The sequence below is a fragment of the Flavobacterium sp. GNP010 genome (assembly GCF_056428945.1).
In genome coordinates this window covers 1-20130 of record NZ_JBWJVK010000041.1, presented here as the reverse complement: position 1 = coordinate 20130, position 20130 = coordinate 1, and the positions used below count along the sequence as shown (strand labels likewise).

20 protein-coding genes are annotated in these 20130 nt (G+C 33.3%); 7 read left to right on the top strand and 13 right to left on the bottom strand.

Annotation, left to right across the window (positions count from 1 at the left end; genetic code table 11):
* The first annotated feature begins 388 nt into the window (after positions 1-388).
* A complete protein-coding gene (locus AC061C_RS13715; protein ID WP_478291632.1) occupies positions 389-1087 on the top strand; it encodes a DUF1003 domain-containing protein in 699 nt (232 codons plus the stop codon).
* A 24-nt stretch (positions 1088-1111) separates the two neighbouring features.
* Here AC061C_RS13715 and AC061C_RS13710 read toward each other — a convergent pair whose 3' ends face one another.
* Complete coding sequence (locus AC061C_RS13710; RefSeq protein WP_478291631.1) at positions 1112-1390, bottom strand: DUF2752 domain-containing protein; 279 nt, start codon at positions 1388-1390, stop codon at positions 1112-1114.
* A 102-nt stretch (positions 1391-1492) separates the two neighbouring features.
* Between AC061C_RS13710 and AC061C_RS13705 the strand changes: the two genes are divergently transcribed.
* Both AC061C_RS13705 and AC061C_RS13700 read left to right on the top strand, forming a co-directional pair.
* Positions 1493-1675: a hypothetical protein gene (locus AC061C_RS13705; protein ID WP_309757227.1), complete on the top strand. Its 183-nt coding sequence runs from the start codon at positions 1493-1495 to the stop codon at positions 1673-1675.
* The gene (locus AC061C_RS13700) at positions 1668-2219 is read left to right on the top strand and encodes a DUF8465 domain-containing protein (protein ID WP_309757229.1); all 552 of its coding nucleotides are present in this window, start codon (positions 1668-1670) and stop codon (positions 2217-2219) included. The genes AC061C_RS13705 and AC061C_RS13700 overlap by 8 nt, the downstream gene beginning before the upstream one ends.
* A gap of 139 nt (positions 2220-2358) precedes the next feature.
* On the opposite strand, the gene AC061C_RS13695 is transcribed toward AC061C_RS13700, so the two are convergent.
* Positions 2359-3303 carry a hypothetical protein gene (locus tag AC061C_RS13695; RefSeq protein WP_417977283.1) on the bottom strand — a complete coding sequence of 315 codons (945 nt, stop codon included), beginning with the start codon at positions 3301-3303 and terminating at the stop codon, positions 2359-2361.
* Between the two features lie 204 nt (positions 3304-3507).
* Here AC061C_RS13695 and AC061C_RS13690 point away from each other — a divergent pair, with 204 nt between their 5' ends.
* A complete protein-coding gene (locus AC061C_RS13690; protein ID WP_478291630.1) occupies positions 3508-4428 on the top strand; it encodes an EamA family transporter in 921 nt (306 codons plus the stop codon).
* Between the two features lie 18 nt (positions 4429-4446).
* Positions 4447-5571, top strand: coding sequence for a cysteine desulfurase family protein (locus AC061C_RS13685; RefSeq protein WP_478291629.1), 1125 nt, complete (start codon positions 4447-4449; stop codon positions 5569-5571).
* A 125-nt stretch (positions 5572-5696) separates the two neighbouring features.
* Here the strand turns inward: AC061C_RS13685 and AC061C_RS13680 are convergent, their stop codons facing one another.
* The 8 genes from AC061C_RS13680 to truA all read right to left on the bottom strand — a co-directional run bounded on the left by AC061C_RS13680 (position 5697) and on the right by truA (position 14370).
* Positions 5697-6281, bottom strand: coding sequence for a fasciclin domain-containing protein (locus tag AC061C_RS13680; RefSeq protein WP_478291628.1), 585 nt, complete (start codon positions 6279-6281; stop codon positions 5697-5699).
* Between the two features lie 235 nt (positions 6282-6516).
* Positions 6517-7431, bottom strand: coding sequence for a cysteine synthase A (cysK, locus tag AC061C_RS13675; protein ID WP_309757235.1), 915 nt, complete (start codon positions 7429-7431; stop codon positions 6517-6519).
* A gap of 5 nt (positions 7432-7436) precedes the next feature.
* Positions 7437-8273, bottom strand: coding sequence for a serine O-acetyltransferase (locus AC061C_RS13670; protein ID WP_478291627.1), 837 nt, complete (start codon positions 8271-8273; stop codon positions 7437-7439).
* 246 nt (positions 8274-8519) lie between these two features.
* Positions 8520-9323 (bottom strand): hypothetical protein, encoded by an 804-nt coding sequence (locus AC061C_RS13665; protein WP_478291626.1) that lies wholly within the window; start codon positions 9321-9323, stop codon positions 8520-8522.
* A gap of 357 nt (positions 9324-9680) precedes the next feature.
* Positions 9681-11069, bottom strand: coding sequence for a dihydrolipoyl dehydrogenase (lpdA, locus tag AC061C_RS13660; RefSeq protein WP_478291625.1), 1389 nt, complete (start codon positions 11067-11069; stop codon positions 9681-9683).
* A gap of 163 nt (positions 11070-11232) precedes the next feature.
* Complete coding sequence (locus AC061C_RS13655; RefSeq protein WP_478291624.1) at positions 11233-11775, bottom strand: hypothetical protein; 543 nt, start codon at positions 11773-11775, stop codon at positions 11233-11235.
* Positions 11776-11824: 49 nt separating this feature from the next.
* Positions 11825-13579: an ABC transporter ATP-binding protein gene (locus AC061C_RS13650; protein WP_417971331.1), complete on the bottom strand. Its 1755-nt coding sequence runs from the start codon at positions 13577-13579 to the stop codon at positions 11825-11827.
* A gap of 56 nt (positions 13580-13635) precedes the next feature.
* A complete protein-coding gene (gene truA / locus AC061C_RS13645; RefSeq protein WP_478291623.1) occupies positions 13636-14370 on the bottom strand; it encodes a tRNA pseudouridine(38-40) synthase TruA in 735 nt (244 codons plus the stop codon).
* Positions 14371-14621: 251 nt separating this feature from the next.
* Here truA and AC061C_RS13640 point away from each other — a divergent pair, with 251 nt between their 5' ends.
* Entirely contained in the window at positions 14622-15119 is a 498-nt protein-coding gene (locus AC061C_RS13640; RefSeq protein WP_478291633.1) for a metallophosphoesterase family protein, read from the top strand.
* Here the strand turns inward: AC061C_RS13640 and AC061C_RS13635 are convergent.
* The 3 genes from AC061C_RS13635 to AC061C_RS13625 form a co-directional block, all read right to left on the bottom strand.
* Entirely contained in the window at positions 15094-16821 is a 1728-nt protein-coding gene (locus AC061C_RS13635) for a tetratricopeptide repeat-containing sensor histidine kinase (RefSeq protein ID WP_478291622.1), read from the bottom strand. The two genes, AC061C_RS13640 and AC061C_RS13635, sit on opposite strands and share 26 nt — an antisense overlap.
* Before the next feature lie 69 nt (positions 16822-16890).
* The gene (locus AC061C_RS13630) at positions 16891-17553 is read right to left on the bottom strand and encodes a response regulator (RefSeq protein ID WP_478291621.1); all 663 of its coding nucleotides are present in this window, start codon (positions 17551-17553) and stop codon (positions 16891-16893) included.
* Positions 17554-17710: 157 nt separating this feature from the next.
* A complete protein-coding gene (locus AC061C_RS13625) occupies positions 17711-18124 on the bottom strand; it encodes a DUF4293 domain-containing protein (protein WP_478291620.1) in 414 nt (137 codons plus the stop codon).
* A 182-nt stretch (positions 18125-18306) separates the two neighbouring features.
* Here AC061C_RS13625 and rho point away from each other — a divergent pair, with 182 nt between their 5' ends.
* Positions 18307-20094 carry a transcription termination factor Rho gene (gene rho / locus AC061C_RS13620; RefSeq protein ID WP_478291619.1) on the top strand — a complete coding sequence of 596 codons (1788 nt, stop codon included), beginning with the start codon at positions 18307-18309 and terminating at the stop codon, positions 20092-20094.
* Positions 20095-20130: the final 36 nt, after the last annotated feature.

Sequence of the window (20130 nt, the reverse complement as noted above, 5' to 3'; positions counted from 1 at the left end):
CGGTATAGTAACTTAAGGCGCAAACCTCAGATTTTAGGTTTACAATTGATATTCAAGATTCAAGATTGTTTGATGAAGCGAGTATTTTAATAACAGCAACAACAATAATAGCAGTGAATATTTTGGAAATAAAATAACATTTTTAGAGCTTTAAAACGAAATGCAAAGGTATTGAAGTATTTCTAAATATTTAGATCTTCTTCTAAAAGCTATTGGGCATTTTTTGATATTTTTGTTAAATAAATGAATGAGAAAAAAGATTTGGGATACAGCTTTTATTCCATTGAAATTTGAAAGCAAAGTTGTATCTGTTTTATTTTCAATATGTAGGAGCCGATAATTAGTTTGGATGAAACCGTTTTTTTACTTTAGCCCATAAACATATCTCATGAAATCCAAAACTTCCTTCATCAGCGACATTTCAAAAAAAGAATTTCCTTTAATGGATAGAATTGCTGGTAAAGCGATACGAAACCCAATTTTGACACTAATTCAAAATGAGTATCTTGATTTTGATGAAAGCAAGTTTTTATCCATCTCAGAATTGAATATGTTTCGTGAAAAGTATATTTCGAATTACCTCGTTGTCGAAATAGGGGAGTTGTCTAATTTTGAAGCCAAAGTAATTGGATCGCTAAACGAGGACAAGTCTCTAGTAAATACAGTTGAAGATGAAATTGGTGTTCGAACTGTAGGTCAAAAAGTAGCAGATCAGGTAGCTGCTTTTGGCGGAAGCTGGAAATTCATAATCCTTTTTGGTGTTTTTATCTTTTTGTGGATTTTGGCTAATATTTATTTGCTGCTGAATAAAGGGTTTGATCCGTATCCTTTTATTTTATTGAATTTGATATTATCATGTCTTGCTGCATTGCAAGCACCGGTGATCATGATGAGTCAAAATCGCCAGGAAGAAAAAGACAGGGAAAGAGCCAAAAAAGATTATATGATAAATTTGAAATCAGAACTTGAAATTAGAATGCTTCATGAAAAACTGGATCATTTAATTATGCGCCAACAAGAAGAATTAATAGAAATTCAAAAAGTACAAATCGAAAAGATGAATGATATTTTATCACGTATCAAATAAATACGTTTGTAAAAAAAGTTAGGATTAGTAGTGTTTAAAATAATACCCCACAATCATTATAACACCATTTAGTAGTGCTGAACCGATAATCAATTTTTTGAAATTTCGGTTGGAATCAATCCAATTCAAAGCCAAAATTCCTAGAAAAAAAAGCGTGGTAAAAATGGCAGGATACATCTTGAAAGCGCCTTCAAAATCTCCTTGTATGAGGAGCAAAAAACTTCTTTGAAAACCACAACCCAAACACTCTATTCCGAACAGCGTTTTGCTTAAACAGGGCAACATGTATTTATCTAAATTCAATGGTTTTTCTTTTTACAATTTTACAAAAAAAATAAGAAACGGTTGCTATACTAATTGATGCAATTTTAAATTCATTACTTTTGAAAACTGATAAGTAAAAAGATGAGAAAGTTTATAATTCCAATAATGGTTGTGGCGATTACAATTGCTTTATATGAGCAGGTGAGTGCCGAAAAAAATGTGTTCATTATGGTAATTGCTATTGTTGTTTTCATGATGGGAATGATGCAATTGAGTGCCAAAACACCAAGTAAAAATCAAGATAAAGAAGACGAAAATGTTTAATAAAGGAGATAAAGTATCTGTGCTTGACGAAGCAATAAATGGAGTAGTGTTGTCAGTCAATGACAAGCATGTTACCGTAGAAACAGAGGATGGATTTACGATGACGTTTCTTGTCAACGAGTTGATTAAAATAAACGATTCCAGTAACTTACTAGATTCTATTAGAAGAATCAATGTAGATGAAATTGCAAAAGAAAAAGAGATTCCAAAACCACGTAATTTTGTCAAAGAAAAGAAATCAAAGCACGAAATTGCAGCCCCAGAGTTTGATTTACACATCGAAAAGTTAGTGCCCAACAAACGCGGAATGTCGAATTATGATATTCTAACATTACAAACGGAAACGGCCAAACGACATATAGAATTTGCCATACGCAATCGCATTCCAAAGATTGTTTTTATCCACGGTGTGGGGGAAGGAATTCTGAAAGCAGAGTTGGATTTCTTATTGGGTCGTTATGATAATATCGCTTTTCAAGAAGGTAATTATCAAAAATATGGTCAAGGTGCAACAGAAGTTTTTATCAAACAAAGTGCGATGTAAATCAAATTTCACGTCTTTACAACACAAAAAAAAGGTCTAATTTTTAAGTGATTTAATGGATTAAATCACTTAAAAATAAGACCTTTTTTTTGCACAAAAATCTGTTGATTTTGGACTAAAAATTTGGCTTTTTTTTAGTTTAATTTGTGGTCAATAATTCGCCATAAATATAGTTGTCTCCTAAAATAAAATCGCTGTTTCCTTTCTTCATTTTTACTTTTTTAAGTACAACGGTATGCTTAAATCCTGTTCCAAAAGTAGTAGTTGTAACTTCAATTATTCCGCTCGTATTTGCCACACCCGTTACTCCAATCCATTCTTCTGTTATTGCTGGAGTTGCAGGATAAGTAGTCTTGCAAAAGTAATCATCAGTCAATAAACCAGAAAATAATCGGTAGGTAAGTTTGTTTTTAGTTTCGCCTATTAAACCTGTTCTTGGTGTATTTAGTGGTGTTGCTTCATTCACAATTAGGTTGGGTTCAATGTCAAGAATAAGCGCTTCACTACTGTTCTTGTCATACAATTGTTTGGAAGTAGCACATTGCTTTAGCACTTTGGTAAAAGCAAATGGCAATGAATTAGTACTGGTTGCATAGTCGCCAAAAGCAAATGTCTCATACACTTGGGTGCCATTCCCTTTATCGAACGTGATGTTTTTAAAGGTGATATTATGATTGTAACCAGTAATTTTAGTACTGTTATCAGTTTGATTCGTGGTTTTTACAGCAGTGGTTGTGATTACTATTTTTCCGCTAACAGCTGTCCATTGATTGCTAACAACTGGAGTTGCTGGTGGTATTGATTCACAAAGTGTAGCTGCAGTAACTGTCCCGTTATAAAAACGATAGATCACGCGGTTGGTTGTGCTAATGTCTAATTCTTGAATTGTAGTCTCAGCGGGAAAAATAATTCCTGTGGCATCAAGAATAAGGGCTTCACTATCTTTAAGTTTATAAATTATGTTATTGGCGGAGCATTTTTGTGCGGTTGCATTTTCAAAATTTATGTCTTCTTGAATTAAATCTCCATCATCACAACCATTTAGAAACATGGCCAAAATTAATATACTTACAACTCTTTTCATTTTTATACTATTTGTAACAAAAATAGAATTTTTAATTTGTTCCAATTGAATTCTACTTTAAAATTAGATTTTTTAACAGGATTTTGGGTTTTTATTTTTTTTTTAAATGTTAAAAAATAATAGCGTTAGCGTTTTTGTTTTGTAGCGATTGGTCGAATTCAAAGCGAGTATAAATCATTATCTTTGCTAAAATTTTAGTATTAAATGAGAATAAACAAATATTATCTTGCTGCCTTTTCTGCTTTTTTTATCTGGGGTTTTTTTAGTTTAGCGTTAAAACCGCTACATAATTACGCTTCGTTGGATATTTTATTTTACCGTGTTTTTTTTAGTGTTGCACTCATGGTATTCATCAATGGAGTTTTTAGGAGTAGTGTAATGTTGCAAAATTGGAATCATTTCAAGAGTTTGTCTATCAAACAAAAACAAAGTGTTGTCTTTTTAACGCTTGGGGGTGGCGTGCTACTGTCTTCAAACTGGTTTGTTTTTATTTATGTCATGAATCATATAAGTGTGAAAGCAGCTTCGCTGGCTTACATGATTTGTCCAATTTTGACAACTATATTTGCTTTTGTCATTTTGAAAGAAAAATTGAGTAAATGGCAATGGTTTGCGGTATTAATTAGCTTTTTTAGCTGTATTTTATTGTCTATCAATCATTTCGAAGATCTGTTTTACAGCTTGATTACGGCAGCTACTTATGCACTTTATTTAGTAAGCCAAAGAAAAAATACGGAGTTGGATAAATTTCTAGTTCTAACGATTCAATTGGTTTTTACTGCGGTCATTTTGCTACCATTTTATCCTAGTCATAGTGGCTTGTTGCCTGTAGAGCCATTATTTTATGGCTGTTTATTAGTAATTGTAGTCTTTTTTACAATCATTCCATTGTTTTTGAATTTGTACGCATTAAAGGGAATTAATTCGTCTGCAGTTGGTATTATGATTTATATTAATCCCATTATTGGATTTCTATTAGCGCTATTTTATTATCATGAAGATGTAACTTCACTTCAGTTGTTTTCCTATGGGCTGATAATCATTTCGATAATTATCTTTAATGAGAAGTTTATTTTCCACAGGAAATCTAAGGTCGTCTCTTCAGAAATAGAGGTCTTAAAGTAATTTTTTAATTTTAAAAGTATGAAAAAAGTATATCTCGATAACGCTTCAACAACTGCTATTCGTGCCGAAGTGATCCAAGAAATGAGCAAAGTTATGACAGAAGAGTTTGGTAATCCATCTTCGACTCATAGTTTAGGTCGTGCCGCTAAAAATATATTGGAACTTTCTAGAAAATCGATAGCAAAGAATCTCAATGCAACTGCTCAGGAGATTATTTTTACTTCATGCGGAACAGAAGCCAACAATTGGATTCTTCGTTCTGCTGTAAAAGATTTACAGGTAAAACGAATTATTACCAGTAAAATAGAGCACCATGCAGTTTTATACGCAGCGTTAGTTTTAGAAAAAGAGTTTGGGATTCAAATTGATTATGTGAATGTTAAACCCAATGGCGAAATAGACATTACGCATTTAGTAGAGTTACTTTCAAAGGATATGAAAACCCTTGTAAGTCTGATGCACGTTAATAATGAAACTGGGACTATCTTAGATTTAGAGCGAATTGGTCGTATTTGTCAAGAGCATAAGGTTTTGTTTCATTCAGATACCGTTCAATCTATTGGTAAAATGAATATTGATTTGCAATCGATTTCCGTTGATTTTATTGTGGCGAGCGCCCATAAATTTCATGGACCAAAAGGAGTTGGTTTTGCTTATATTCGAAAAAATTCCGGTTTACAACCGTTGTTTTTTGGTGGGGAACAAGAAAAAGGACTGCGAGCTGGAACCGAAGCCTTGCACCAAATTGCGGGTATGGCAAAAGCATTGGAACTTTCCTATGCCAACTTAGAAGTGGAGCAGAATCATATTACAGAGTTAAAAAATTATTTGATCATCCAGCTCAAAACTGAATTTCCAGATTTTAAAATCAATGGTACTCCAGACGGATTTTATACTATATTGAATGTTCTATTACCTTTTGCTCCAGCAAAAACAGCGATGCTACTGTTTCATTTAGACATGAAAGGAATTGCGGTTTCTCGCGGAAGTGCTTGTCAGTCTGGCAGCATAAAACCATCACATGTTCTAGCCGAAATGCTTTCTGACGATGATTTAAAAAAGCCAAGTTTACGCATTTCGTTTAGTCATTTCAACACAAAAGAGGATATTGATGTGCTGATTGAGGCTTTGAAAAGCATTTAAAATAATTGTTTCCAAGTTGTTTTCTATTAGGATACTTATTGTGTATCGCTATTTCAGGACGGGACATAATGGTAAAAAAAAACGCCGTTGCTTAATAGCAACGGCGTTTTCGATTAAGCAATAAATTATTTAGGCATAACCACTGTATCAATAGCATGTATTACTCCGTTTGAAGCAGATACATCAGCAAGTACTACCATTGCAGATCCACCATTAGCATCCGTTAGCATTACTTTTCCATCCATCAAACTTAAAACAATTTTACCACCTTGTACAGTAGTAACGGTATATTTTCCGTTGTTTTTGTTGATAGCATCAATTACAGTTGCAGCGTCAAATTTACCAGATACTACGTGATACGTTAAAACTGCTTTTAATTTTTCAAGACTCTCTGGTTTCAATAAACCATCTACAGTTCCAGCAGGTAGTTTGTCGAATGCTGCATTATTCGGTGCAAATACTGTGAAAGGTCCTTCGCTGCTTAAAGTTTCTACCAACCCAGCGGCTTTAACTGCTGCCACAAGTGTTGAAAAATCAGCATTTCCAGCTGCTACACCTACGATGTTTGGAGTTTCTTCAACAACTGTTGTGTCTACTGCGACAGCAGTAGTGTCTGCCATTTCTGTTGATTCAGCTTGTTTCTTTTCTCCACAAGAAGTTGCGATTGCTCCTAAAAGTACAAATGCGCTAATTGTTTTTACTAATTTCATAATATTATTTTTGTTTAAATTAAGATTAACAAATATATACATAAATTTAATTTGTTTAATTTTTTTAACAATAAATTAAACAAATAGTAATATTGTAATTTTTTAATAATTTGACTTTACAGAATTATAAATCCGTTAGGTTCACATAAAATAGCTTTTAATTAAGGTAATTTAGTAACATTTAGCAAGATGAATTAAACTGCAAGCTAGTAATGGTGTTTAATAAATTCTTCGTTTAAACAAACAAACCTTCAATGCTTAAATAATGTTCTCCAGTATCGTAACAAAAGGTTAATACCTTAGCATTTTCTGGGATTTCTGGTAGTTTTTTAGCCACTGCAGCAAGTGATGCCCCAGATGAGATTCCAATAAACATTCCTTCCTCTTTAGCTGCTCTTTGTGCATAGGCAAAGGCTTCGTCCTTGCTCACTTGTATGGTTCCATCAAGTAAATCTGTATGCAGGTTTACAGGTATAAATCCAGCGCCAATTCCCTGTATAGGGTGAGGAGCAGGATCACCTCCACTAATAACTGGTGACGCTTCAGGTTCTACTGCAAATACTTTTAAGTTGGGGTAGTGTTGTTTCAAAATTGCAGCACAACCCGTAATATGACCTCCAGTTCCTACGCCAGTAATCATATAATCTAAACCGTCTGGAAATGCTTTTATAATTTCTAATGCGGTTGTTTTTTTATGGATTTCGATATTTGCAGGATTTTCAAATTGTAGCGGAGACCATGCATTAGGCATTTCGCTTACTAATTCTTTAGCTTTTTCTAAAGCACCTTTCATTCCTTTTTCTCGGGGTGTCAAAACAAATTCTGCACCGTACAAACTCATGAGTCGGCGACGTTCAATAGACATCGATTCTGGCATAACTAGTATTAAGGTATATCCTTTTACTGCCGCTACCATTGCTAGTCCAATTCCTGTATTCCCTGAAGTAGCTTCAATGATGGTTCCACCTTTTTTTAGTAGCCCTTTTTCTTCGGCATCTTCGATCATGGCTAGAGCAATTCTATCCTTGATACTAGCGCCAGGATTAGCACGTTCGAGCTTAATCCACACATTATGGTTGGCCCCAAATAAGCGATTAATTTTTACATGTGGAGTATTGCCAATTGTTTCGAGTATGTTGTTGTATTTCATAATATTTATATTGAGAAAAAATTGATGTCTTTAATTTCTTGTTGATTCAAAACCGTATTTTTATTGGATTGCATCACAAAAGAGTACGGATTGACGCTCTTGGTAATAAACGTGTTTCCGCCTACAATACTGTGATTGCCTATAATGGTACTTCCGCCTAAAATCGTTGCATTGGCATAAATAATAACATGATCCTCAACTGTAGGATGGCGTTTTTTCTCTTGCATGCTCTTTTCTACTTGCAAAGCTCCCAAAGTAACACCTTGATAAATACTCACAAACTTCCCAATAATTGTGGTTTCACCAATAACAATTCCGGTACCATGATCTATCATGAACGGAACATCAATGGTTGCACTGGGGTGAATGTCAATTCCAGTTTTGCTATGTGCGTATTCCGTAAGTATTCGCGGCAGCAGACAAGCTGTTCGAGATGCAATAGCATTGGCAATGCGATAGACTTCTATAGCAAAAAAACCAGGATAGGAGTTGATTATTTCCTGAATACAGTCTGCTGCAGGATCAGTATCTAGAATCGCTTGCGCATCTTTTTGCATAGCATTATACAAACTGGGTAACCTTGTGTAAAAAGCTTCGGCATCATCTAAAATTTCATTGGCCGTTTTATCTTTTACAATTTCTGAAAGAATTGCAATAAAGTTGGCTTTATTTTGATCCAACAGTAATTCGATATGGATAGTTTCAAGAGCCTTCTCGGGAAATAATATTTTGAACAAATCATCAATCCAATTGATAATTTTTGAAGAGTCAATCGCTCGTACCCAATTTTCATTTTGGTTTTTATGTAATATATTCGAAAAACGGTTGGATTCAATATTCATTGATGGTAAAATATATTCAGAATTAAACTAGTAAAATCACTTAAAAACAAAGATAGAGTAGAATTGAATACGTTCAAAACCCTGATTTGTAAATAAATGTTAATATGTTAAATTCCCACAAAATGAGTTCTTTGTGTTTAAAATAAATTTTTATTTAGATATCGTGGTGAGAAACTAATCAAAACAGGTTGGAGATTAAAATATTACAAGTAGATTTTTTTTATTGACAAAAAGTGAACCAAGTATCTAATTTTCTTCTAAAATGGGTTTGATCAAAATTTTATTTTTAGAAGGCATTAGTTTATGATATACAGAACCAATAGCATAGGGTTTGATAAAATTATATATTTTTTTTATTTCATTGATTTGGTTCAAAGCCGAACGATTGATGGAATTTGATAACTTTTGCAACGCAGCAGTATTGTCATTTATTTCCATTTCTAATATCGATTGAATACAGTCTTTTTTTAGAATATGTCCTACCATTCCCGGAGCTGTAATAGTTTTTAAAAATCTTAATTTTTCTGCAATTTTAATGTTTTGTAGCCCATTATAGCAGTAATTGGTTTGTTTATTCAAAAAAGTTTTTTTCAAATTATACAGTAAAGAATCATTGACTGTTTTTCCTACATTTCCAATTTCAACTTTAATTAGTGAGAACTGAACAGTTGAATTTTTATGAAAATGCAAGACCGTATTGATACTTCGATTGCTATTGATCACTGCAGAATGGTGTTTTCTAATGCTTATATGCTGACCTGAACTGCCAAAACTGTGTTTGAAATGATCGCCATCACAGTAAGCAAATACAATTGATGAGGTGCCTAAAGATTCCATACTTAGCATTACATCATCAAAAAATTTCATCTCAACCTGAACAGCAGTAATGCCATTTATAAAAGTAATTCCTTGAATTTGCCCTTTTATTAAATTAGTATTTAAGTTTAGTTTAAAATCGTTATCAGTTGAGTTTAAAATAGCACTAAATGAATTTTCAAGTCCGTTAAAAACATCGCTAATTGTTTCAGCATTCAAATAAATATTTTTCATAGACTTTTATTTAAATAGTTAGATAAAGAAATTTTTCTGTGTTTGATTTACTATTTTCATTTAGTCAAATTACTGAATTATAAGGACTTATGTTGTTATGTAATTCTGTAAAAAAGTTTCATAATTTTTAGATTAACAGTTTGAAAACCAATACTTAAATTGAAAATTAAGCTTAATAACATACTAAGTATTGATACTTCGCCATATTGGATTTGAAAAGAATATGTACTGTATTCCTTATTTAAATGCCATAAAAAAATCCGATTGGTGTACACCAATCGGATTAATAAATCTGAAATCAAAAATCGTTACTGAGCCTAAAAGATAGAATTGGCCAAGTAACCCAAAAGTTGAAATCTATAAATGTATAACTTCGCCATATGCATCCGCAACCGCTTCCATAACTGCTTCGCTCATGGTAGGGTGTGGGTGAATTGCTTTTAGGATTTCATGTCCAGTAGTTTCCAGTTTACGCGCTACAACTGCTTCAGCAATCATATCTGTAACTCCTGCTCCAATCATGTGACAACCCAACCATTCACCATATTTTGCATCAAAAATTACTTTTACAAAACCATCAGGTGTTCCTGAGGCTTTTGCTTTTCCAGATGCCGAGAATGGGAATTTACCAATCTTTAATTCGTATCCTTTTTCTTTAGCTTGTTTTTCAGTCAAACCAACTGAGGCAATTTCTGGAGTTGCATACGTACAACCGGGTACGTTTCCGTAGTCGATAGGTTCTACATGAAGTCCCGCGATTTTTTCTACACAATTAATTCCTTCTGCAGATGCTACGTGTGCTAGCGCTTGTCCTGGCGTAACATCACCAATAGCGTAATATCCTGGAATGTTTGTTTGGTTGTAGGCATTTACCAAAATTTTATCTTTATCAGTAGCGATTCCTACTTCTTCTAATCCAATGTTTTCAATGTTGGTTTTGATTCCAACAGCCGAAAGTAAGATCTCTGCTTCTAGAACTTCTTCTCCTTTTGCCGTTTTCACAAATGCTTTTACACCTGCTCCAGAAGTATCAATTCTCTCAACAGACGAGTTTGTCATGATTTTGATTCCTGCTTTTTTCAAAGAACGCTCCATTTGTTTCGAAATGTCTTCGTCTTCAACGGGAACTATATTTGGCATAAATTCTACAATGGTTACTTCAGTTCCCATAGAATTGTAGAAGTGTGCAAACTCAACTCCAATAGCGCCAGAACCTACAATAATCATTGATTTTGGTTGGGTTGCCAGTGTCATTGCTTTTCTATAACCAATCACTTTTACATCATCTTGAGGTAAATTTGGCAATTCACGAGAGCGAGCTCCAGTAGCAATTATAATATGGTCTGCACTATATTCTGTAACCGTATTGTCTTTGGCAGTAACATCAATTTTCTTTCCTGGTTTTAGTTTTCCAAAACCATCAATTACGTCAATTTTATTTTTTTTCATTAGGAATTGAACTCCTTTGCTCATTCCATCAGCAACAGAACGACTGCGTTGTACTACAGCTGAGAAATCTTTGTCAAATGATGAAACAGTCAATCCATAATCAGAAGCGTGTTTTAAATAATCAAAAACTTGAGCTGATTTTAGTAATGCTTTCGTTGGGATACATCCCCAATTTAAGCATACACCTCCTAAGTTTTCTTTCTCTATTACGGCTACTTTAAAGCCTAATTGTGATGCTCTAATCGCTGTAACATATCCGCCTGGACCACTTCCTAAAACTATAATGTCGTATTTCATTTTTTAATTTTATTTGTTTTTTATTTTTAGTAAAATGCAATTAATCTTATTATTGTTATTTTACAGTTTGTTTTTTAGCTTTTATGTAGCAAAATTAAGGATTTATTTTAAAAAAAAATGCCGTTTGTCTAGTTTATTAGAAAGCATAAGTTGTACTGAAGTATTATTTCATTTTTAAATAAGCTTCGATATAATTGCTGGTTGAAAAATACTCCTCTTTTAATTTTTTTAAATGAAGAAATACATCTTGTTGCTGCGGATAATTAGAATCCAAACAATCTTTAAGCTCGGCGTCTCTAACGCTAATAATGATGTACCAATAGCCATTTCTGGAGGTATAAAGGCCATCAAGGATAGGATCATTGCCCTTGGCGCTTAATGCTGCATCAACTGCAAAGGGTATTAAATTTACTGTTTTTGTGGTTCTCTCTCGTTCAAAAAAGGATAAATAGTAGATTTTATTATTGATAGTAATTGGAATATTCGACTCAACATTTGTATGATTCAAATCATATTTTGCATTCATAAAATTGTAAAACTCAGCAGCATTTTTTGTGTCTTCAAAAATGAATCCATTACAATTTGGAAGATCCTTTTTAAATTTTTTTGCATTTGCTATTTTTTCTCCTTTGATAATCGGCGCAATTTTTACTGGAATGCAAGAATGAGCCATCAGGATTAATAGACAAAAACAAATTTTTTTCATAAACGGAAAAGTTAATTTGATGGTATTAATAGGTTCGTTTAATTAATTTTTAGTTCGCTACCGAAAACTGAGAGTCATATAAATTCTTATAATACCCGTTTTCACGGTTTATCAATTCTTGATGCGTTCCTTGTTCTACGACAAGACCTTTATCCATTACCACAATTTTATCAGCATTCACAATAGTTGCCAATCGATGCGCAATTACAATCGATGTTCTGCCTTTTGTTATGGTTTCCGTCGCACGTTGAATTAATTCCTCAGAATAGGTATCAATTGATGAAGTGGCTTCGTCAAGAATTAAAATACTTGGATTGCTTACATACGCTCTCAAAAAAGCGATCAACTGGCGTTGCCCAGATGAGAGCATAACTCCGCGTTCTTTTACATCAAAATCATAATTATCGGGTAAGCTCATGATGAAATCGTGCACGCCTATTTTTTTGGCTGCAGCCAAGACTTGTTCTCTACTAATTTCATCATTATTTAAAGTAATATTGTTAAAAATGGTGTCTGCAAAAAGGAAAACATCTTGTAGGACAACTGCAATTTGTTTTCGTAAGGAACTTAATGTATAATTCTCAATATTTTGATTGTCAATAAAAATAGACCCACTGTTAATTTCATAAAAACGGTTTAGTAAGTTTATAATTGTTGATTTACCAGCACCTGTCGAACCTACAATGGCAATTGTTTGACCAGCATTTACCTCTAAATCAATTCCTTTTATCACCTCTTCATCCGGAATATAGCCAAAACGGACTTTTTCAAATCGGATATCTCCTTTAAAGATAGGTGCTTCAATAATTCCGGTATCTTGAATTTGATCTTCGGTATCTAAAATATCAAAAACGCGGTTTGCTGCAATCATGCCCAGTTGCATTTCGTTGAATTTATCTGCAATTTGGCGCAAAGGGTTGAACAACATTCCGATGAACATGGTGTACGAAAATAAATCTCCAAAAGTGGTAAAAGTATCTCCGTTTAATATTTTTATTCCGCCATAAAGCACAATAAAACCAAGTGTTAAAGACGAAATAATATCAGCAATAGGAAAAAATATGGAGTTATAAAGGATCGTTTTAATCCAAGCAGTTTTGTGTTTGTTGTTGATTTGTTTGAACTTTTCGTATTCAATTTTTTCACGATTAAAGAGTTGCACAATCTTCATTCCGGTTACTCGTTCCTGCACAAAGGAGTTCATATTGGCAATTTGAGTACGCACTTCCTCAAAAGCAACTTGCATTTTCTTTTGAAAGATTCGGGTGAAAAAGACCAGGATAGGCATAGCCACAATCACAATCCAGGTTAAGGTCCAGTTCATATAAAACATGAATGCCAGAACCACAACCATTTTCATCAAATCACTAATAATCATGAATAAACCTTGGCTGAAAATCCGAGCAATAGATTCGATATCCGAAACCGATCGTGTTACAAGTTGACCCACCGGAACGTGATCAAAATATTTCATTCGGAAACTCAAAATGTGTTGAAACAGTTTCGTTCGAATGTCTTTTACAATATCCTGACCGAGCCAGTTCGCCCAAAACACGAAGTAAAATTGAGAAAACACTTCGAATAAAAGTACGATTCCCATCAAAACTACGTACAGTAACAATCCTTGTTTATCTTCAGTTGCAATGTATCCATCTACAGTTTGTTTCAATAAATAAGGACGCAAGGCTGCAAATATTGACAATGAAATGGCGAAAATAATCACACCATTAAAACGCCATTTGTAAGGTTTTGTAAATTTTAATATTCGTTTGAATAATCGCGTATCAAATGCTTTTGCTTTCATGTTTTTTCTTTAAGCCTTATGCTTTAGGCATAATGCGTTAAGCTTACAGCCTGAGGCTATAAATAATTGTATTCTATTTTGGTTAAATATAAACCATGTGCCGGTACCGAAAAACCTGCTTTATCTCTGTTTTTACTTTCTATAATTGCTGAAAAATCAGCTAATGTAATCTTGTGTAATCCTATGTTGACTAAAGTTCCCACAATGGCACGCACCATATTGCGCAAAAAACGATTGGCCGAAATGGTAAAAATCAAATTACCGTTGTCTTGCTTCCAATACGCCTCAAAGATAGTACAGTCAAAAGTATTGACATCGGTGTTTACTTTAGAAAAACACTGAAAATCAGTGTGTTTAAATAATAGTTTGGCCGCTTCATTCATTACATTAATATCTAATGGTTGATGAAAATACCAACTGTGTTCCTGTCTGAAAGCATCCTTAAAAGTATTGATATGATATTCGTAGGTTCTTTTGGTTGCATCAAAACGGGAGTGTGCTTGGTCATGAATTGGAATAATGTCATAAACCACAATATCTTTTGGCAAGTAGGAGTTTAGTTTATGTACTAAACGTGCCACATCAATAGGCGTTTCAAAATCAAAATGGGCATACATTTCCTTTGCATGAACTCCTGTATCGGTTCTACCGGCTCCCATAAGGTTGATAGTTGAATTCAATAGCACCGAAAACGCTTTGTTCATTGTTTCCTGAACAGATGCAGCGTTTGGCTGGTATTGCCAACCGTGATATTGGGTTCCGTTGTATGCTAATTTTATGAAATATCTCAACTGTCTTTTTTTGAAGTCACAAAGATACTTATTAATTTTTTTGCCACGAAGTCGCGCAGGTGCAAACTTTGTTAAGTTTCGATTTCATTTTTTATTTGGAATTCGAATGTTTATTTTTACCGCAAAACCCTAGCCCAGATAGCAGTGAAAATCCTGTATTGTTTTTATTTTAAAAACAATACAGATTGAAACGGATAGCTGGACACGAGCGAAGCGAACTGGCGAAGCAAATTGCTCCTAAAAAAAACACTTTGAAAAAAATACTTCTGCTATCTGATACGCACAGTCATATTGACCATACGATTTTGAAATATGTAGCTCAAGCTGATGAGGTTTGGCATGCAGGTGATATTGGCAATTTGGCCGTGACCGATGCGATAAAAAAGCTAAAACCGTTTCGTTGTGTGTATGGGAATATTGACGATGCTACGGCCCGAATGGAATTTCCGTTGCACAATCGTTTTATGTGTGAAGGAGTCGATGTTTGGATTACCCATATTGGCGGTTATCCGGGGAAATACAATCCAAATATTAGAACAGAGATGGAGATAAATCCTCCCAAGTTATTTATTTGCGGACATTCACACATCTTGAAAGTGATGTTTGATAAAAAGCATAATTTGTTGCATATGAATCCTGGAGCGGCAGGAAAAAGTGGTTTTCACCATGTGCGTACGATGCTACGATTTGTAATTGATGGCGACAAAATAAAGGATATGGAAATTATTGAGATGGAAAAGCGGACGTAGTTCTTTTTTGCTGATACGTTATTGGTATGTTAAGTAGTATAGTTGTTCCTAAATTGATTTGGGAATTAATTTTAATAGTTCCTTTTAACGCTTTGATGCGGGCTTTAATTTGGTTAATTCCAAAACCTTCTAAAATATAAAACGTAGCAGTGTCGAATCCTTTTCCATTATCTTCAATAGTGATTTGGAGTATTTTATTATTTTCTTTAATTGTTAAATATCCTTGAGTTGCACCACTATGTTTTAGGATGTTATTGATAAGTTCCATAGTAATAAAGTACATTTTCATCTCAAAATTTTCATTGTAGCGCGTTGTCGTAGGCACTACCATCGTACATTTAAATTCAAGTACAGAATTAGAATTTTTTTCGCATAAATCTTCTAGAGCATAAAATAAACCAAAACGAGATAAAAGCGTTGGCATTAATTCATGTGATAAATCTCTAATTTGATCGTGTGCTTCTTTTAAAATAGATTTAGTTTTTGTGATCTCATCAGCATCAGTCTTATGAGTAGAGGTAAACGCATTTAGATGTAGTCCTGCAGAGGACAGCAATGCACTTATGTTGTCATGTAAAAATGATGCAATTTTTTTTCGTTCTAATTCTTGTCCGTTGATGGAGGCATTAATCGTATGTTGCTGTAATTGATTCTGTATATTTTTAATCTTGTTTTTTTGTTTAAGTTTTAAGTTCTCTGAGAAAATATAAAAAAGGAAAAAGAAAAAGAATAAAATAAGAATTAACAGTATTAAAATTTTTTTATTTTTTGATTGCTCTTGAAGTAGTAAGGATTCTTTGGTTTTGTATTCGTTTCCTATTTTATCTATTTCTCTTTTATATTCATCTATTTCGAGATTTATTCCTGCTACGGTTGCCTTATTTAACTTTTCCTCGATGTTTAAGGCAGTGGTTAACTCATTGAAAAGTGCAAGATTTTGATACGCATGTTCATAGTCTTTATTTTTTTGTAAAAATTTTGAATATTCGTGGTAAGAGTATGATAAGTCTGATTTTTCATCTCCTTCTTTCCCTAGTTTGATTGCATTTTGGAAAAAAAAAGATGCTTTTTGTATGTTATTTTTGTGATTGTGATACATGCCATTTATCATGTTTAGTGCAACAATGGTAGATTTATCTCCGTATTTTTCATGATATTTATTAACATACTGTAAATACGGATATCCTTTATCGTAGCGACCAATATCAAAGTAAGCCCAAGTTATATTTAGTTTTGTAAAAACTATTTGGATAGAATCATGAATTTTTGTGCTGTACTCTAGTGATTTTTTGTAGTGGTAAATGCCCTTTTCGTATTGTTTTTTATCAAAACAATAGATGTTTCCCAGATTATTATTAATCCAATTTTTTAAAACATTGTTATTGGTTTTGTTGCAGTACGTTAATGCTTTTAAATAATAGAAATACGCTTTGTCACATTCAGCTAATTGGTCAAAATTTGCTGCAATTGTATTGTAAGTTCCAGCTATTAAATTATCGTCTTTTAATGCTATAGCTTGTTGCAGGGCAAGTCTTGATTTGATTAGTGATTTTTCATAATCACCTACTTTCATAAGCTCATTTGCTTCTTTGGCAAGTAGAACAACTGCACTTTTTTGAGGCGGTTTTTCAGGTTTTAGAACTATAATTCCCGAGAAATTAAGCACTAAAACTAAAACTACAAAAATAGATTTATACGGCATAAATACTGTAATTATTTGCTAAATATTTCTTTTAAGGTAAGTGCTTAAAAGGTTTTCATAATAGTATGCTTATGATTTTATTAATTTGTTTTTCAGTGCGTATTTAACCAAACTGATTGAGTTTTTTGCGTCAAGCTTTTTCATTATATTTTTACGGTGCGTTTCTACGGTATTCATGCTTATAAACAGTTGATCACTTATTTCTTTACCGCTGTATTCAAGTGCTATTAGTTTGATAATTTCCAGCTCTCGATCTGTTAAAATTGGATGCGCTACTGTAATATTTTTAATTAATTTTAAATTGTCTTTTGTAACGGAATTAAATATTTTTTCTCGAACCGCTTTACAAAAATATTCTTCACCTCTTGAAACAGCATGTATGGCTTCAACGATGTTTTCGCCAGCGCATTTTTTTGTCAAATAGCCACTGCAACCTAATTTCATGACTTCCTTTATGATTCTTAAATCGTCATGACTGGATAAAATAAGTACTTTACAAGGAAATCCTTTTGCTACAAATTCCTTGATCACTTCAATACCATCTTTTTCTGGCATGTTTATATCCAATATTAATATATCCGATTTGTTTTGTGTGACTTCTTTAAAAATAGTGCTTCCGTTGAGAGAGTGGCCTACTACTTCAAAATCGGTTACGGTGTTTAGAAGTGTACGAATGCCATCAATAAGAATTTGATGATCATCGGCAAGGTGAATTCTAGTTTTTTGTAGCATAGTGATATTCGTAAATTCAAAGTTATAAAAAAAAACAGACAAAATCGTTTTATAAGACTTTTATCCTTTTTTTAACAATTGACAACGATAAGACACAAAAAAACCCGAATTGTTACATTCGGGTTTCCTTCGCACTAATAAACTAAAGTTTATAGGTTTACCTCAATCTGTCCACAGATTTTACAAGATCTTCATCCTTTTTGATCGCCTTATTAGCCAAAACTAAAAATACGATAGCAAGTACAGGTAGAAACATCCCAATACCTTTCTCCGAAACAGCAGGTGTCTCTCCAGATAGATTTAGTGAACGATATACAAACAATCCTAATAAAATCAAATTTAATATGATATTCAATCTGCCAACAACAAACTGATTTTGTCTTTTTTTATAGGAAACAACACTTAACAAGGTCAATGCAGTACTTAGGCCTAATATTATGGTATACGCTTGGCTTTGCATGAAATAGAATTCTGTACCATCTTTTAAAATCCAAAGCGGAATAAAAAAAAGTAAAATGCTAGTTGTAACAAAAGCAAGTAATAAATATAGAGTCTGAATTCGTTGTATCATTTGTTAAATATCTTTTACAAAAATATATTTTCTTTTTAATAAATACTATTGTCTGATTAAATTTTATTCGTATTATTGCATCATAATACCGTAAGCACTTCATACTGCGGTTGATTCAAAATAAAGTTCACTACCCATCTTTACATTATTTCCCAAAAATTAATTAAACTCATAGAACATTCATGTTTGATATTTCTGCATTAAAAGAAATGAAGCTTTCTGAGCTTCAAGAAATAGCTAAGTCAGCTAAAACCATAAAATTTAATGGTGTAAAAAAGGAGACTTTAATCAGTCAAATTTTAGAACATCAAGTGGTTGCCGTTGATGCTGCATCAAATACAAAAAAGGACGAGAGTCTTGATGACGACAAGCCCAAAAGAGTTAGAATAGTTCCCGTCAAAAAAGCATTGATTCAGAAAAAAACAACAAATACTCTTTTTGAAAAAGACGAAATTGAAACAACTGATTTAGTTGAAAATAATGCTGTGATTGAGCCTATTTCAAATGAAGAAGCTGCTCCTAAAGCGGAATCGAATGTAAATGAAAAGAAAGTAGGCAAAGTTATTAAGTTTAATAAATCAGCTTATGAGAAAAAAATTGCTTTAAAAAAGGATAAAGAAGAGGTGAATGAAGCAAACACAGATACTGTGATTGTTGCAGACATCGCAACTGAAGAAAAAACTGAGGCTCCTGCTGCTCCAGTAAAAAAGATAAACCCAAACCAATTACACAAGCAAAATCCAAATCAGAATCCGAACCAAAATCCAAATCAAAATGGAAATGGAAATGGTAACGGGAATCAAAATCCAAATTTTAAAAATAAGAAAAGTAATTTTGCAGCTTCTGATTTTGAATTTGACGGAATTATAGAAAGTGAAGGTGTTCTTGAAATGATGCCTGATGGTTATGGTTTCTTGCGTTCTTCGGATTATAATTATTTGGCATCTCCAGATGATATTTACTTATCGACATCTCAAATTAGATTGTTTGGTCTTAAAACTGGAGACACCGTTAAAGGAGTGGTTCGTCCACCAAAAGAAGGAGAGAAATTTTTTCCATTAGTTAGAGTTTTAAAAATAAATGGACACGATCCTCAAGTGGTACGTGATAGAGTTTCATTCGAGCATTTGACTCCTGTGTTTCCTTCTGAAAAATTTAGATTAGCCGAAAAACAAAGTACTATTTCCACCAGAATCATCGATTTGTTCTCACCAATAGGAAAAGGACAGCGCGGAATGATTGTGGCACAACCAAAAACGGGTAAAACGATGTTGCTGAAGGAAATTGCAAATGCAATTGCTGCCAATCATCCTGAAGTGTATTTAATTGTTTTATTGATTGACGAACGTCCAGAGGAAGTTACTGATATGCAACGCAGTGTGCGTGGTGAAGTAATCGCTTCTACTTTTGATAGAGAACCACAAGAGCATGTAAAAATTGCGAATATCGTTCTTGAAAAAGCAAAACGTTTGGTTGAATGTGGTCATGATGTAGTGATCTTACTCGATTCAATTACACGTTTGGCCAGAGCGTACAACACCGTTCAGCCAGCTTCTGGAAAAGTATTAAGTGGAGGTGTGGATGCCAATGCTTTGCAAAAACCCAAACGTTTCTTTGGAGCAGCTCGTAATGTAGAAAATGGCGGTTCATTAAGTATTATTGCTACTGCATTGACAGAAACAGGTTCTAAAATGGATGAAGTTATTTTTGAGGAATTCAAAGGTACTGGTAATATGGAATTGCAATTAGACAGAAAAATTGCAAACAAACGTATTTTTCCTGCAATTGATTTGACTTCTTCAAGTACTAGACGTGATGATATGTTATTGGATCAGAAAACCTTGCAACGCATGTGGATTATGCGTAAAATGCTTTCGGATATGAATCCAGTAGAAGCAATGACTTTAATAAATGATCGTTTCAAACAAACGAGAACTAATGAGGAGTTCTTGATTTCTATGAATGATTAATGAAATAGCAATTTAAATTCCAAAAATCAATTTTTT

Bases quoted from the DNA above. Each gene is read 5' to 3' on its own strand.
- AC061C_RS13715 (WP_478291632.1), top strand. From the start codon at position 389: ATGAAATCCAAAACTTCCTTCATCAGCGACATTTCAAAAAAAGAATTT.
- AC061C_RS13705 (WP_309757227.1), top strand. From the start codon at position 1,493: ATGAGAAAGTTTATAATTCCAATAATGGTTGTGGCGATTACAATTGCT.
- AC061C_RS13700 (WP_309757229.1), top strand. From the start codon at position 1,668: ATGTTTAATAAAGGAGATAAAGTATCTGTGCTTGACGAAGCAATAAAT.
- AC061C_RS13695 (WP_417977283.1), bottom strand. From the start codon at position 3,303: ATGAAAAGAGTTGTAAGTATATTAATTTTGGCCATGTTTCTAAATGGT.
- AC061C_RS13690 (WP_478291630.1), top strand. From the start codon at position 3,508: ATGAGAATAAACAAATATTATCTTGCTGCCTTTTCTGCTTTTTTTATC.
- AC061C_RS13685 (WP_478291629.1), top strand. From the start codon at position 4,447: ATGAAAAAAGTATATCTCGATAACGCTTCAACAACTGCTATTCGTGCC.
- AC061C_RS13680 (WP_478291628.1), bottom strand. From the start codon at position 6,281: ATGAAATTAGTAAAAACAATTAGCGCATTTGTACTTTTAGGAGCAATC.
- cysK (WP_309757235.1), bottom strand. From the start codon at position 7,431: ATGAAATACAACAACATACTCGAAACAATTGGCAATACTCCACATGTA.
- AC061C_RS13670 (WP_478291627.1), bottom strand. From the start codon at position 8,273: ATGAATATTGAATCCAACCGTTTTTCGAATATATTACATAAAAACCAA.
- AC061C_RS13665 (WP_478291626.1), bottom strand. From the start codon at position 9,323: ATGAAAAATATTTATTTGAATGCTGAAACAATTAGCGATGTTTTTAAC.
- lpdA (WP_478291625.1), bottom strand. From the start codon at position 11,069: ATGAAATACGACATTATAGTTTTAGGAAGTGGTCCAGGCGGATATGTT.
- AC061C_RS13655 (WP_478291624.1), bottom strand. From the start codon at position 11,775: ATGAAAAAAATTTGTTTTTGTCTATTAATCCTGATGGCTCATTCTTGC.
- AC061C_RS13650 (WP_417971331.1), bottom strand. From the start codon at position 13,579: ATGAAAGCAAAAGCATTTGATACGCGATTATTCAAACGAATATTAAAA.
- AC061C_RS13635 (WP_478291622.1), bottom strand. From the start codon at position 16,821: ATGCCGTATAAATCTATTTTTGTAGTTTTAGTTTTAGTGCTTAATTTC.
- AC061C_RS13630 (WP_478291621.1), bottom strand. From the start codon at position 17,553: ATGCTACAAAAAACTAGAATTCACCTTGCCGATGATCATCAAATTCTT.
- AC061C_RS13625 (WP_478291620.1), bottom strand. From the start codon at position 18,124: ATGATACAACGAATTCAGACTCTATATTTATTACTTGCTTTTGTTACA.
- rho (WP_478291619.1), top strand. From the start codon at position 18,307: ATGTTTGATATTTCTGCATTAAAAGAAATGAAGCTTTCTGAGCTTCAA.